The following is a 13,780-nucleotide window of genomic DNA, read 5'->3' as shown; positions in this document are numbered from 1 at the left end:
TCGAACAGGAGTTTTTGCCATGACGGATGCAGATGACCTCGTGACAGCCATCGAAGCGGTCGAGGAAAAGCTGGCCCGCGCCAAGGCCTCCATCACCCAGCGATTTGTCGGGCAGGAGACGGTTGTCGACCTGACGCTGTCGGCCTTGCTGTGTGGTGGGCACGCCCTGCTGATCGGCCTGCCCGGCCTCGGCAAGACGCGGCTGGTCGAGACGCTGTCGACGGTGATGGGGCTGGACGGCAGTCGCATCCAGTTCACCCCGGACCTGATGCCCGCAGATATCCTTGGTTCCGAGGTACTTGAGACGGCCGCAGACGGGTCGCGCAGCTTTCGGTTTCTCTCTGGGCCGGTGTTCTGTCAGCTGTTGATGGCGGATGAAATCAACCGCGCCTCGCCGCGCACCCAGTCGGCACTGCTGCAGGCGATGCAGGAGAAAATGGTCACAGTCGCGGGAGAAGATCGCCCCCTCGGCAAGCCGTTCCACGTCCTTGCCACGCAGAACCCGATCGAGCAGGAAGGCACCTATCCGCTGCCCGAAGCGCAGCTTGACCGGTTCCTCGTCAAGATCGACGTCGACTATCCGGACCGCGATACGGAACGGGCGATTCTCCTCTCCACCACCGGGGCGACCGAAACGCAGGCCCATGCGGTGTTTACCGATTCTGAGCTGCTGGACGCCCAGATGCTGCTGCGGCGGATGCCGGTTGGTGACAGTATCGTCGAGATGATCCTCGATCTGGTGCGCGCCTGCCGACCGGATGATTCTTCGGCCTCGCAAAGGGTGCGCGAAACGGTGTCCTGGGGCCCGGGTCCGCGTGCGGCACAGGCGTTGATGCTGACGGTACGTGCGCGGGCCATGCTGCAGGGGCGCCTCGCGCCCTCGCCCGAAGATGTTCTGGCCATGGCGCAACCGGTGCTATCGCATCGCATGGGGCTCAACTTTGCGGCCCGGGCGCGCGGGGATGACCTGCGCACGTTGATTTCTGATGTTGCCGCCAGCGTTTCGGGGATCGAGGCCGCCGCGTGAGAACACCCGCCGCCCTTCGTCACCGGGCTGAGGAGGAAGCCGCGAAGTTTCCACCTCTGCTGGCCCGCGCTGAACAGCTGGCCGGGACCGTCCTGCTGGGCGATCACGGACGGCGGCGCGCTGGTCTGGGGGATGATTTCTGGCAGTACCGCCCCGTGCAGCCGGGCGATCCGCGCCGTATGATCGACTGGCGGCGCTCGGCACGCTCGGATGAGCGGTTCGTGCGCGAACGCGAATGGCAGATCGCGCAGAGCGTCATGCTCTGGGTCGATCAATCCTCGTCGATGCAGTTTACCTCATCCAGGAACCTGCCGCAAAAGGGTGACCGCGCCCGCAATCTGGCGCTGGCGACTGCTATTTTGCTGGTGCGCGGCGGTGAGCGTGTCGGCCTGACCGGCACCACGCTGCCGCCACGCCGGGGCAATGACCAGATCCTGCGGCTGGCGGAGTTCTTTTCGCTGCCCGCTGAGCAGGACTACGGCGTGCCTGAGCATCGCTCGATGATTCCGAATACCCGGGCGCTGTTCGTGTCCGATTTCCTCGGGCCGATGGACCAATTGACGCTGGCACTGACCAAGGCTGCGGATCGCGGGATTCGTGGTGTGTTGCTGCAGGTGCTCGACCCGATCGAAGAGGCCTTTCCGTTCCAGGGGCGCACCATATTTGAAAGCGTCGGCGGCTCTGTTGCCCATGAGACGCTGAAAGCCAACGATCTGCGCGACCGCTATCTGACACGGCTGGCCGAGCGGAAGGACGAGCTGACGGCGCTCTGCCGTGCGACGGGCTGGCAATTCAACACGCACCATACCGAGGGCTCCGCGCAATCCGCGCTGCTCTGGATCTGGCAGGCGCTCGACAGGGGGACGTCGTAGTGATTCTTGGTCCGATTGGTTTTGCCGCGCCCTGGTTGCTGATCGCCCTCGCGGGCCTGCCCATTCTGTGGGTTCTGCTGCGCGCGGTGCCGCCAGCGCCGGTGCGTCGCCGGTTTCCCGGGGTGGCGTTGCTGCTGGGCCTGAAGGACGACGAAAGCGTCAGTGACCGCACGCCCTGGTGGTTGCTGCTGCTGCGGATGTTGGCTGTTGCGGCCGTGATCATCGGGCTTGCGGGGCCTGTGCTGAACCCCAAGCAGGAAGCGCAAAAGGCCTCCGGGCCGCTGTTGATCCTGCTTGATGGCAGCTGGGCCTCGGCCAGCGAATGGCCGCGCAAGGAAACCGCGGTTGCAACGCTGCTCAACGAGGCCATGCGCGAAGGCCGTCCCGCCGCTGTCGTGCGCCTGACCACGCCGGACGCGCCGATGTTCCAGAGTGCAGAAACATGGCTAACGCGCCTGCCTGGCCTCGCGCCTCAGGCCTGGGAACCGGCGGCCTCCGATGCACCTGAAATGACCCGGCTGATCGGGGATCTGAAGGGACTGGAGCGTGGTTTTGAGACGGTCTGGGTCTCTGACGGGCTGGACCGTCCGGGGCGTGCCGAGGTGCTGGCAGCCGTCAGTAACAAAGGCCCGGTTCGCGTACTGGAGACCGGACAGGATGTTATCGCGCTCCGCCCGAGCGGCTTTGCCGACGGTATAGTAAAGCTCACGGCGATCCGCGCGTCGCATGATCTGGAGACGCCGCAGGTGATTTCCGTTCAGGCACATGGGCGCGATCCAGCCGGCACGATGCGGGTGCTGGACACGACCGAGATGACCTTCGCCGCCGGCAGTGCCGTTGCCGAAAAAGACCTTGCCCTGCCGCCGGAGTTGCGGGCGCGCCTGACGCATTTCGCGATTGCGGGCGAACGCTCTGCCGGGGCGGTATCGCTGACGGATGACGGGCTGCGCCGCCGCGAAGTTGCGCTGATCGCCGGGCGCGATGACCGCGAGGGGCTGGAGCTGCTGTCACCGCTGCACTACCTCGAAAAGGCGCTGGAGCCGAGTGCGGATCTGCTGCACGGCGCACTGACCGACATCCTTCCCGCCAACCCCGATGTGATCGTGCTCGCCGATGTCGCCACTCTGTCGGATGGCGAAGAAAAGATGCTGCTGGACTGGGTGGCGCAGGGTGGGATGCTGTTGCGTTTCGCGGGCCCCCGCCTGGCTGCGAGTGAGGTCAGCCGCGACACCGAAGATGCCCTCATGCCCGTGCGTCTGCGCGAAGGTGGGCGCAATGTCGGCGGCGCGATGAGCTGGGGCGAACCCAAGACCTTGGCGGCCTTTGACGAGGACAGCCCCTTTTCCGGTCTCGATATTCCCGACGATGTTACCGTGTCCTCGCAAGTGATGGCGCAGCCCGATCCGACTCTGTCATCGCGCGTCATCGCGCGGCTCACCGACGGCACGCCTCTGGTGACGCGCAAACGCATCGAGCAGGGGCAGGTGGTGCTGTTCCACGTGACCGCCAATACCGAATGGTCGAACCTGCCGCTCTCCGGTTTGTTCGTTCAGATGATGGAGCGGCTTTCGGTGAGTTCCGCCACCGCCACGCCTGACCCCGGCGATCTGGAAGGTTCGATCTGGCAGCCGCAGCGGATCGTGGATGCCTTCGGGACAATTTCCAATGCAGGCACGCTGTCCGGTGTCGATGGGGCCCTGCTGCTCGGCGCGCCACTTGGCCCCGATTTGCACCCGGGTCTCTATCAGAGCGAGGATCGCAGCATCGCCCGCAACGTCCTGAGCGCCGAGAGCACGCTGACCCCCACGCGCTGGCCCGCCGATGTCAGTGTCGAAGGCCTCGCCCGGACTGAGGAGACGCCGCTTGGCGGCCTTCTGCTCGCCTTGGCCCTTTTAGCCCTTCTGGCGGATATTCTGGCCTCGCTTTCCCTGTCCGGCCGGCTGCGCGGTGCACGGCCCACGGCCGCAGCCCTTGCCATTTTCGTGCTGCTGATGCCCGCGCCGCAGGCCCGTGCACAAGACGCAATGAGCGCGGATGATTTCGCGATTGCCGCCACTTCCGAGGTGGTTCTGGCGCACGTCGTCACGGGCAACAAACAACTCGACGATCTTGCGCAGGCCGGGCTTCAGGGTTTGTCGGACACACTGTTCTTTCGCACCTCGGTCGAGCCTGCTGCACCCATGGCGGTGAATATCGAAACGGATGAGTTGTCGCTGTTTCCCTTCCTCTACTGGCCGATCAGCGCCTCGCAGCCGATCCCCTCCGATGAGGCCTATACCAAGCTCAACCGCTACCTTCGCACCGGCGGGATGATCCTGTTCGATACGCGCGACGCCGATATTGCGGGATTTGGTGCCGCCAGTCCCGAAGGGCGCCGCCTGCAGGAAATTGCCCGCCCTCTGGATATCCCGGCGCTGGAGCAGATCCCGAAGGATCACGTGCTGACGCGCACATTCTACCTGCTGCAGGACTTTCCTGGCCGGTTTGCACAAGGCACCATATGGGTCGAAGCCGCCCCCGCAGATGCTGAACTGATTGAGGGGATGCCGTTCCGTAACCTCAACGATGGTGTGACGCCTGTGGTGATCGGCGGCAATGACTGGGCCTCGGCCTGGGCTGTGGATGGCAACGGTAACCCTCTGGTCCCCGTCGGCAGTGGCTTTGCGGGCGAGCGGCAGCGCGAAATTGCGATGCGCTTCGGTGTGAACCTGATCATGCATGTGCTGACAGGCAATTATAAATCCGACCAGGTGCATGTGCCTGCACTGCTGGACAGATTGGGCCAATGATGACCGGAAATATCATCTTCGATCCGCTGCTGCCTTGGGTGGTTCTGGCCATTTTCGCGGGGCTCGTCCTGCTCGGCACCGTGCTGGCCGTTTGGCGCGGCCTCGCGGGCTGGGCCTGGCGCGGCATGGCTGGTATCGTGATTCTTGCTGCACTCAGCGGTCCCTCACTGCGGCAGGAAGATCGGACGCCTCTGACCGACATTGTTCTGCTGGTCGAAGATCGCTCCGCCTCGCAACGCCTTGCTGATCGTGCCGCGCAGACCGAGGAGGCCGCGAACACGCTGGCAGATCGTATCGCTGCACGCCCCAATACCGAGTTGCGCCGGATCACCGTGGGCGATGGCGCCGGCGATTCCGGTACTCTGCTCATGACCGCTGTCTCCGAGGCGCTGGCCGAGGAACCGCGCGCGCGCATCGCTGGGGTGATCCTGCTCTCTGACGGCCGCCTGCATGACCTCGATCAGGCGCCGGGCCTGCCTGCGCCGCTGCATCTTCTGCTCAGCGGCACGCCGCAGGATTGGGATCGTCGTCTGATCGTCAAGAACGCGCCCGCCTTCGGGATTTTGGGGGAAGAGGTCACTCTGACCTTGCGGATTGAGGATAACGGCGCTGTTCCGGAGGGTCTGCAAGGTCAAGCCGAAGTGGCCATATCGCTCGACGGAGGCGAGCCAATTCAGGTCACCGCCGAGACCGGTCGCGATTTCGAACTGCCGGTAATGCTGGCGCACGGTGGGCGCAACGTCATCCAGTTTTCGACGCCCGCGCAGGCCGGGGAGCTTACCGAGCGCAATAATTCTGCGATAGTCCAGATGAACGGCGTGCGCGACCGGCTGCGTGTTCTGCTGGTCTCGGGAGAGCCGCACCCCGGCGGGCGGACCTGGCGTAACCTTCTGAAATCGGACAGCTCTGTCGATCTGGTGCATTTCACGATCCTGCGTCCGCCCTCCAAGCAGGACGGTGTTCCGGTGTCCGAGCTGTCCCTGATCGCCTTTCCCACGCGTGAGCTGTTTCTGGAAAAGATCGAGGATTTCGACCTCATCATCTTCGACCGCTACAAGCGCCGGGGTATCCTGCCGACCCTCTATATCGACAATGTGCGCGACTATGTGACCAAAGGTGGCGCTGTCCTGATCGCAGCCGGGCCTGATTTCGCCTCGGCAGATTCGCTCTATCGGTCCCCCCTGGCCGAGGTTCTGCCCGCCCGCCCCACAGCGCGCGTTTTCGACGAGGGGTATCGTCCGAAAGTCACCGATCTGGGCAAGCGCCATCCGGTGACGGCAGGGCTTGAGCAGATGTGGGAGGGCGATTGGGGCCGCTGGATGCGACAGATAGATGTCACACCAGAGCGTGGTCAGGTTGTCATGTCGGGAGTGGAAGATCGCCCGCTGCTGATTCTGGACCGGGTTGGCGAAGGGCGCGTTGCCCTTCTGGCCTCCGATCATGCCTGGCTGTGGAATCGTGGTTTCGAGGGCGGCGGTCCCCAGCTTGAGCTGCTGCGGCGCCTGGCGCATTGGATGATGAAAGAGCCGGATCTGGAGGAAGAGGCGCTGACTGCCGAAGCGGTGGGTCAGACCATGACGATCGTGCGGCGGACGCTGTCGGAAACGACTGGGCCGGTCACTGTAACATCTCCGGATGGGTCCGAAACGGACGTCACGCTGAGCGAGACCTCTCCGGGGCATTTCGAGGCGGAGTTCACGGGCGCCGATATTGGGCTTTACCGTCTGACCTCTGGCGATTTGACCAATGTCATTGGCCTTGGGCCGGCAGCCCCACGTGAGTTCGAGCAGACGATTGCCGATGGCCAAGCTTTGGAACCGTTGGTGGAGGAAACGCGCGGCGGCGTGCGTCGTCTGTCCGACGGGCTGCCGACGCTGCGTGATGTGCGCGCCGGGCGGCCCGCGGCCGGGCGTGGCTGGATCGGTCTGACGCCACGCGATGCCTATGAGACACGCAATGTCACGCAGACTCCGCTTCTGCCGCCTTGGCTGGTCCTGCTGCTGAGCGCGTTCCTGATCCTGGCGGGCTGGCTGCGCGAAGGACGGCGCTAAAACCGGCGGGCGTTCTCTGCCCGCCAGCATCCTGCCCGCGCGACGGCTACAGGAACGTCCTCACATGCCTTTTTCGCGGTCATTGCCGGACAGCAGCACCGCGCGAGAAAGCGAGGCAAACTCGCGCCGCCAGAGGATCAGGCAGGTGACGCAGGTGGCGATCAGCAGACCGGCTGGTCCCAAGGCCCAGGCGGTCGCGGCCATCGCGAAATAGACAGAGCGAAGACCCCGGTTGAAGCCACGTGCAGCGCTGATATTCACCTCGGCGGCCTTGAGGGCGCGGGTCAGAGCTCGGTGGTCTTCGATCTCGTTCGGAACGGATCCCATCATCACCGCGCAATAACCGAAGAGGCGGTGCGACCAGACGAATTTGAGGAATGCGTTCGTCAGGAAAAAAAGCACCAGAATCAGCTTCATTTCCCAGAAGACCAGCGGAGTATCATCGGCCCCCAACTGCTCGGCCAGCCCGTCAAGAGGCTCGGAGTTGCCGATCAGCGCCAGAACACCGCCGATGGCAATCAGCGTTGCAGATCCGAAAAATGACGGACCCTGCCGCAGAGTCGACAGAATGTGGCTGTCAAATATCCTCGGCTGGCGGGTCACCATCTGGCGCATCCATTCTCGCCGGTAGCCCGCCATCAAGGTCGAAACGGAGGGGCGCCGCTTTGAAGGGTGTTCGATTCGCCAGTCGATACTGACCCATGCCGCCAGGATGAAGACCACGGCGAGCATGTCATAGGCGGAGAAGAGAGTGAAAAAATCCAGCGATGTCATGGCCTCCGTGTTACTCTGACTGCAAGTATCTTGCCTATCGGAATTATTGGTTATAAAAAATTACCAATTCTGACATCAGCGTCGATCGCCAGACAAACAAGGGATCAGCCAAATGGAAATGCCCGTCCCTGATGCGCAGGTCATCTCGCGAAAGCCGGAACTTGTGGCGCGCTTGCGTCGGGTGTTGCCCGCTGAGGCGGTGATCGATGATCCGGCAGAGACGCGCGCCTATGAATGCGACGCTCTCACGGCCTACCGATGCGCTCCGCTCTGCGCGGTCTTGCCTAGCTCGACGCACGAGGTTTCGCAGGTGCTGGCTATTTGTCATGAGCTGGGCGTGCCGGTGGTCCCGCGCGGCTCGGGGACGTCCTTGGCGGGCGGGGCGCTGCCGACGGCGGACAGCGTGATCCTGGGCGTGGCACGTATGAACGCGGTGATCGAGACGGACTATGCCAATCGGTTTATCCGCGTGCAGACCGGGCGCACCAACCTCTCCGTTTCGGGAGCGGTCGAGGCGGATGGCTTTTTTTACGCGCCCGATCCGTCCAGTCAGCTGGCATGTGCCATTGCCGGCAATATCGCGATGAACTCAGGTGGGGCGCATTGCCTCAAGTACGGCGTCACGACCAACAACCTGCTGGGCGTGACGCTGGTCATGATGGATGGCGAAGTCGTCGAGATCGGCGGTGCGCATCTGGATGCAGGCGGGCTGGATCTGCTGGGCGTGATCTGCGGCAGCGAAGGCCAGCTCGGCGTGGTCACAGAGGCGACCCTGCGCATCCTGCCCAAGCCCGAGGGGGCGCGCCCTGTGCTTGTCGGCTACGACAGCAACGAGGTGGCCGGACGCTGTGTCAGTGACATCATCGAATCCGGGATCCTGCCCGTCGCGATCGAGTTCATGGACCTGCCCTGCATCCGTGCCACAGATGCCTTTTCCGGCGCGGGCTATCCCGATTGCGAGGCGCTGCTGATCATAGAGGTCGAGGGCAGCGAAGCCGAAATTCAGGAGCAACTGGCGATCATCACCGCCATTGCACGACGTCACAACCCGGTAGAGCTGCGCGAAAGCCGCTCGGCCGAGGAAAGCGCCAAGATCTGGCTGGGCCGCAAAAGTGCCTTCGGGGCAATGGGTCAGATCAACGACTACATGTGTCTGGATGGCACGATCCCGGTGAACACGCTGCCTTTCGTACTGGGGCGTATTGCCGATCTCAGCCGCGAATTCGGCCTCGACGTGGCGAATGTGTTTCATGCGGGCGACGGCAACATGCATCCGCTGATCCTGTTCAACGCCAATCAGTCCGGCCAGCTTGAGCTGTGCGAGGCTCTGGGGGCCGAAATCCTGAAGCTCTGCGTTGAGGTCGGAGGCTGCCTGACCGGAGAGCACGGCGTGGGCATCGAAAAGCGGGATCTGATGCTGGTGCAATACGACGTGGGCGATCTGGAGGCGCAGATGCGGGTGAAGGACGTATTCGATCCCAGATGGCTGCTGAACCCGGCCAAGGTCTTTCCTCTGGCGGTTAGCGCGGGGCGACGCGGATGAGACCTGAAAGCGAAGCCGAGCTTTCCGAGCTGATCAGACACACCGAGACGGCCCTGCAGATCCGTGGCGGGGGGACGCGCGGCGCGTTCTTTCCAGCGGGGGGCGCCGTGCTGGAGACCGGCGGGCTCAGCGGTGTCACCCTGTACGAACCGGCGGCGCTGACGCTGGTGGCCCGGGCCGGAACTCCGGTTGCCGAGATCGAGGCGCTGCTGTCAGAGAAAAACCAGCGTCTTGCGTTTGAGCCGATGGACCATCGCACTCTGCTGGGCACCACCGGCACGCCGACGATCGGCGGCGTTGTGGCAGCGAACGTGTCGGGGCCGCGTCGCGTCCAGGTCGGTGCGGCACGGGATTTCCTTCTGGGTGTGCGCTTTGTCGACGGCGAGGGGCATATCATACGCAACGGTGGACGGGTGATGAAGAACGTCACCGGCTATGATCTGGTGAAGCTGATGGCGGGCAGCTGGGGCACGCTGGGGGTGCTGAGCGAAGTCAGCCTCAAGGTCCTCGCGATCCCTCAGGCCGAGGCTACTTTGGTGCTGCGGGGGCAGGGTGCCGATGCCTGTGTCGCGGATATGTGCAGTGCTCTGGGCACGCCCTATGACGTGAGTGGCGCGGTCTGGATCGGCCCGGGAGTCGCGGGGGATGCCCCCGAAAGGCGTATCCGTGTCGAAGGGCTGCGCGGCAGTGTCGCCTATCGCATCCAGCGTCTTGCCGAGACCCTGCCCGGCGATCACAGCATCGTAGAAGGGGCCGAGAGCGCTGCGCTTTGGCAGCAAGTTCGGGATGTTACGCCGTTCGCCGGGCAGGAGGCTCCGCTCTGGCGGATCTCGGTCAAGCCGACGGATGCGCCGCTGTTGCTCGCGGCACTTGGGCGGGCAGGGGTGGCGCACAAGACGATTTGCGACTGGGGTGGTGGGCTGGTCTGGCTGATGGTCGAGGGCGCCAGCGCGCGCGCTGGTGTGGTGCGGGCCGAGGTCTCGGCGCTTGGTGGTCATGCGACACTGGTGCGCGCGCCTATCGCGCAGCGCGAGGCCGTGGTGATGTTCCACCCCCAGGCTGCCCCGTTGGAGCGTATTGCAGCCGGTCTGCGGGCGCGTTTCGATCCAAGGGGTATCCTCAACCCCGGCCTGATGGGCGTCGCGGCGATTGCGGAGCCTGCCGCATGATCGCCCCCCGAATTTCAGCAGGAGCTGCGCACTGACATGCAGACGACTTTCACCGAAGCGCAATTGGTCGATCCGGGGACCAAGCGGGCGAACCAGATCCTGCGTTCCTGCGTGCATTGCGGCTTTTGCACCGCCACTTGCCCGACCTATCAAGTGCTTGGCGATGAACTCGACAGTCCGCGCGGGCGCATCTACCTGATCAAGGACATGCTGGAAAACGAACGGGTTCCGGACGAAAAGACGGTTAAGCATATCGACCGATGCCTGTCCTGTCTGGCCTGCATGACGACCTGCCCCTCGGGCGTGCATTACATGCATCTGGTGGATCATGCCCGCGCCTATATCGAAAAGACCTATCGTCGGCCCTGGCACGACCGCGCGCTCAGGTCCCTGTTGGCGACGATCCTGCCCTATCCGAAACGGTTTCGTGTCGCGCTTCTGGGGGCAAAGATGGCACGGCCTCTGCGCCGGTTCTTGCCCGATCCGCGGTTGCGCGCCATGCTCGATATGGCGCCCAGGCACATCCCTCCGGTGTCGCGCAACGATGACCCGCAAAGCTTTGCGGCAACGGGGCCGCGCCGGATGCGGGTGGCGCTGATGACGGGCTGCGCGCAGAAGGCGCTGAACACCGATATCAACGACGCGACGATTCGCCTGCTGACCCGGCTGGGGGTCGAAGTCGTCGTGGCCAAGGGCGCGGGGTGCTGTGGCGCACTGACCCACCACATGGGGCGCGAGGCGGACAGCCACCGCGCGGCGGCGGCCAATATCCGTGCATGGAGCGCTGAAATGAACGGCGAAGGTCTGGATGCCATCGTCATAAACACCTCTGGCTGTGGCACGACGATCAAGGACTACGGCCATATGTTCCGCGATGATGCTCTGGCGCAGGAGGCTGCAAAAGTCTCTGGAATCGCTAAGGATATTACAGAAGTCCTTGCCTCTCTGACGCTTCCGGACCCGATACGTCCGGAGGCGCAGGGCCTCAGGGTCGCCTACCACGCGGCCTGTTCGCTACAGCACGGCCAGAAGATTACCGATCCCCCCAAGAAGCTATTGGCGGCGGCGGGTTTTCAGGTGATGTTGCCGGCGGATGCACATCTGTGTTGCGGTTCGGCCGGCACCTACAATCTGATGCAGCCCGAGATTTCCGCCAAGCTGAAGACCCGCAAGGTCGACACGCTGGAGGCGCTGAAGCCGCAAGTGATCGCGGCGGGGAATATTGGCTGCATGATGCAGATCGGCTCGGCCACTGGGGTGCCTGTGGTGCACACGGTCGAGCTGCTGGATTGGGTGACGGGTGGCCCAAAGCCACCGGCGATGACGCGGGACCCGGCACACCAGAGGGTGCCAATCCTGCGTTGATCTGTCGGGGTGGCCAGGTCGCGCAGAGCATCCACGCTGAAACCGGTTTTAGTCGGAGCGCCGATGCTGCCACGCCTTGTCCTTTTCCTGCTGCTCGTCCTTGCCCCGCCCGTTCTGGCGCATGACAGCGAACCGGCGCCATGGCAGGCTGTCGGGCGGCTAGATATCGCGGGCAAAGGGTTCTGCACGGGGGCGCTGGTTGCGGACAATCTGGTGCTGACGGCAGCGCATTGCATGTTTGACGCAACCACGGGCCAGCAGATCGAACCCACCACAATTGCCTTCCGCGCCGGGTTGATCAACGGCCAGGCGCGCGCCACACGTCAGGTCAGGCGCGCCGTGGTCGATCCGGATTATGTCTACAGCGCAAGCCCTTCCGCCAGCCGCCTGCGCAACGATGTCGCTCTTCTTGAGCTGTCGCACCCCATTGAGGCTCAGGCCGCGACCCCCTTTTCCACCGATCTGCGTCCGCCACGGGGGGCGATGCTCAACATCGTTGCCTATGCCTTTGATCGCGCCGAAGCCCCGCCTCTGCAACAGAGCTGCGCGGTGATTACGCAGCAGGAAGGCGTTCTCGTCACCTCCTGCACCGTTGACTTCGGGTCCTCCGGGGCGCCGATCTTCAGTATGGTCGGCGGTCAGCCCAGGATTGTTTCGATCGTTGCGGCCAAGGCGGATATGGCGGGCCAGCATGTCGCCTTGGGTACGCAGCTTGGCCAGCCCCTCATTCAGCTCAAGGCGGCGCTCGCGGCGGGCAAGGGCTTTGGCACGGCGACCCTGCCCGAAGCGGATCAGCTGACGCTGGACCGCCAGACCCGGTCGCAGACAGGCGCAGCGTTTTTCAGCCCGCCTGCGAAATGATCTCTTGAAAGCGCAACGATCCCTTCCCAGATATTCTCTTGCAGGACGCCAGACGACGGGTCCTGCGCAGACCGGCCCGTCCCCTGAGAGGAGGGCCAAGACTCAACACGTTATCGCTTGATGAAGGATGACAAACTCATGCGTAATTTTGACCTCGCCCCCCTGTACCGCGCCACTGTCGGCTTTGACCAATTGGCCGAAATGATGGATCGCGCCCTGACGACCGACGTCGGAACCTCGACCTATCCTCCCTATAACATTGAGAAAACGGCCGAAGACGCCTATCGCATCTCGATTGCGGTTGCCGGTTTCTCCGACACCGATCTCGGTGTCGAGGTGAAGGACCGGTCGCTCGTCGTCTCGGCCAGCAAACCGGCTGATGACAGCCCGCGCACCTACCTGCACCGTGGTATTGCGACCCGCGCGTTTGAGCGTCGCTTCGCGCTGGCGGATCATGTTCGCGTCTCCGGTGCGACCCATGCCGATGGTATGCTGCACATCGATCTGGTCCGCGAGATCCCCGAGGCGCTCAAGCCCCGCCGGATCGACATCGCACGTGGCAACACTGTGAACGCCAAGGCGATCGAGACCACACAAGATACCGCAGAAGCCTGACTTACCTCGGTTGAGCGGTGAAATGGCGCGGTCCCCCCGGGGCCGCGCTTTCACATGTCAGCGCAGGATCACTTCCCCCTTTGGCCCTATGAGCCAGGCGGTGAGGGCGATTTCGGGACGGGGAACGAAACTGACCCGCTCATCCTTCAGGATCGGTGCCATAAGTTCCGCAATCCGCTCCGCGTCAGGATGGGCAACCTCCAGTTTCGACAGCGAAAATCCCGCACCTTTCATGGCGCTCGGCGGCAAGACCTCGCGCATTCCCCAATCAATCAGACTGGGAAAAGCGCCACCAAAATGCAGCGTCCCATCCTTCGGCACTGTAATCTGCCATGTCAGATCACCCCGCCGCTGCTCGATCAGCTCGCCGACCTCTGCAGGCAGGATATCAAGGGACCCCGCCAGGCCCGGCATCCGCAACACCCAGTGCATCAGCCGCGGCGACTGTGGTGGCTGATCCAGCCCGAACCAGCGAGGGCGCCCCGGTGCGACAGCCTCGGGATCAGGCGCAATGACCTCGAGAAACGATGTTTCTCCCAGTCGCAGCAGATGGTTATGGGTGCCCATCAGAGGATGCGCACCGCCCTTCGGGATCACCACGCCCAACACCGCTTCTGCATAGCCAAGCCCTTCGGCCAGCGTCTCGGCTCCAATGACGATGTGGTCCAGTTCTGCGCGCACGGACATATCCCATAACCCCTCTGAAATCAGAAA

The 13,780-nt window shown here is 63.8% G+C and carries 11 protein-coding genes; 9 read left to right on the top strand and 2 right to left on the bottom strand.

The window, feature by feature from the left end:
- The first annotated feature begins 19 nt into the window (after positions 1–19).
- Genes F3W81_RS13895 through F3W81_RS13880 form a run of 4 tightly spaced genes read left to right on the top strand, consistent with a single transcriptional unit; the run spans position 20 to position 6,739 of the window.
- Positions 20–1,027, top strand: a complete 1,008-nt coding sequence (locus tag F3W81_RS13895) for an AAA family ATPase (RefSeq protein WP_193079730.1) — start codon at positions 20–22, stop codon at positions 1,025–1,027.
- Positions 1,024–1,899, top strand: coding sequence for a DUF58 domain-containing protein (locus F3W81_RS13890; protein ID WP_193079729.1), 876 nt, complete (start codon positions 1,024–1,026; stop codon positions 1,897–1,899). Before F3W81_RS13895 ends, F3W81_RS13890 begins: the two co-directional genes overlap by 4 nt.
- The gene (locus tag F3W81_RS13885; RefSeq protein ID WP_193079728.1) at positions 1,899–4,688 is read left to right on the top strand and encodes a DUF4159 domain-containing protein; all 2,790 of its coding nucleotides are present in this window, start codon (positions 1,899–1,901) and stop codon (positions 4,686–4,688) included. Before F3W81_RS13890 ends, F3W81_RS13885 begins: the two co-directional genes overlap by 1 nt.
- Positions 4,688–6,739, top strand: a complete 2,052-nt coding sequence (locus F3W81_RS13880) for a hypothetical protein (RefSeq protein ID WP_193079727.1) — start codon at positions 4,688–4,690, stop codon at positions 6,737–6,739. Before F3W81_RS13885 ends, F3W81_RS13880 begins: the two co-directional genes overlap by 1 nt.
- 60 nt (positions 6,740–6,799) lie before the next feature.
- Here the strand turns inward: F3W81_RS13880 and F3W81_RS13875 are convergent, their stop codons facing one another.
- Positions 6,800–7,513, bottom strand: coding sequence for a DUF599 domain-containing protein (locus tag F3W81_RS13875; protein ID WP_193079726.1), 714 nt, complete (start codon positions 7,511–7,513; stop codon positions 6,800–6,802).
- A 112-nt stretch (positions 7,514–7,625) separates the two neighbouring features.
- On the opposite strand from F3W81_RS13875, the gene F3W81_RS13870 reads away from it, so the two are divergent.
- The 5 genes from F3W81_RS13870 (at position 7,626) to F3W81_RS13850 (ending at position 13,066) form a co-directional block, all read left to right on the top strand.
- On the top strand, positions 7,626–9,056 hold the full coding sequence (locus F3W81_RS13870) for an FAD-linked oxidase C-terminal domain-containing protein (RefSeq protein ID WP_193079725.1): 1,431 nt from the start codon (positions 7,626–7,628) through the stop codon (positions 9,054–9,056).
- Positions 9,053–10,225 carry a glycolate oxidase subunit GlcE gene (glcE, locus tag F3W81_RS13865; RefSeq protein WP_193079724.1) on the top strand — a complete coding sequence of 391 codons (1,173 nt, stop codon included), beginning with the start codon at positions 9,053–9,055 and terminating at the stop codon, positions 10,223–10,225. Before F3W81_RS13870 ends, glcE begins: the two co-directional genes overlap by 4 nt.
- 36 nt (positions 10,226–10,261) lie before the next feature.
- The gene (gene glcF / locus F3W81_RS13860) at positions 10,262–11,590 is read left to right on the top strand and encodes a glycolate oxidase subunit GlcF (protein WP_193079723.1); all 1,329 of its coding nucleotides are present in this window, start codon (positions 10,262–10,264) and stop codon (positions 11,588–11,590) included.
- A gap of 63 nt (positions 11,591–11,653) precedes the next feature.
- The gene (locus F3W81_RS13855) at positions 11,654–12,451 is read left to right on the top strand and encodes a trypsin-like serine peptidase (RefSeq protein ID WP_193079722.1); all 798 of its coding nucleotides are present in this window, start codon (positions 11,654–11,656) and stop codon (positions 12,449–12,451) included.
- Between the two features lie 138 nt (positions 12,452–12,589).
- Entirely contained in the window at positions 12,590–13,066 is a 477-nt protein-coding gene (locus F3W81_RS13850; protein ID WP_193079721.1) for an Hsp20 family protein, read from the top strand.
- Between the two features lie 57 nt (positions 13,067–13,123).
- Here F3W81_RS13850 and F3W81_RS13845 read toward each other — a convergent pair whose 3' ends face one another.
- Positions 13,124–13,753: a VOC family protein gene (locus F3W81_RS13845; RefSeq protein ID WP_193079720.1), complete on the bottom strand. Its 630-nt coding sequence runs from the start codon at positions 13,751–13,753 to the stop codon at positions 13,124–13,126.
- Positions 13,754–13,780: the final 27 nt, after the last annotated feature.

Source organism: Pseudooceanicola spongiae, from assembly GCF_014899185.1.
Classification (GTDB): domain Bacteria; phylum Pseudomonadota; class Alphaproteobacteria; order Rhodobacterales; family Rhodobacteraceae; genus Pseudooceanicola; species Pseudooceanicola spongiae.
Note: the sequence above shows the minus strand (reverse complement) of the source record. Positions and strands in the feature narration are given on the sequence as shown.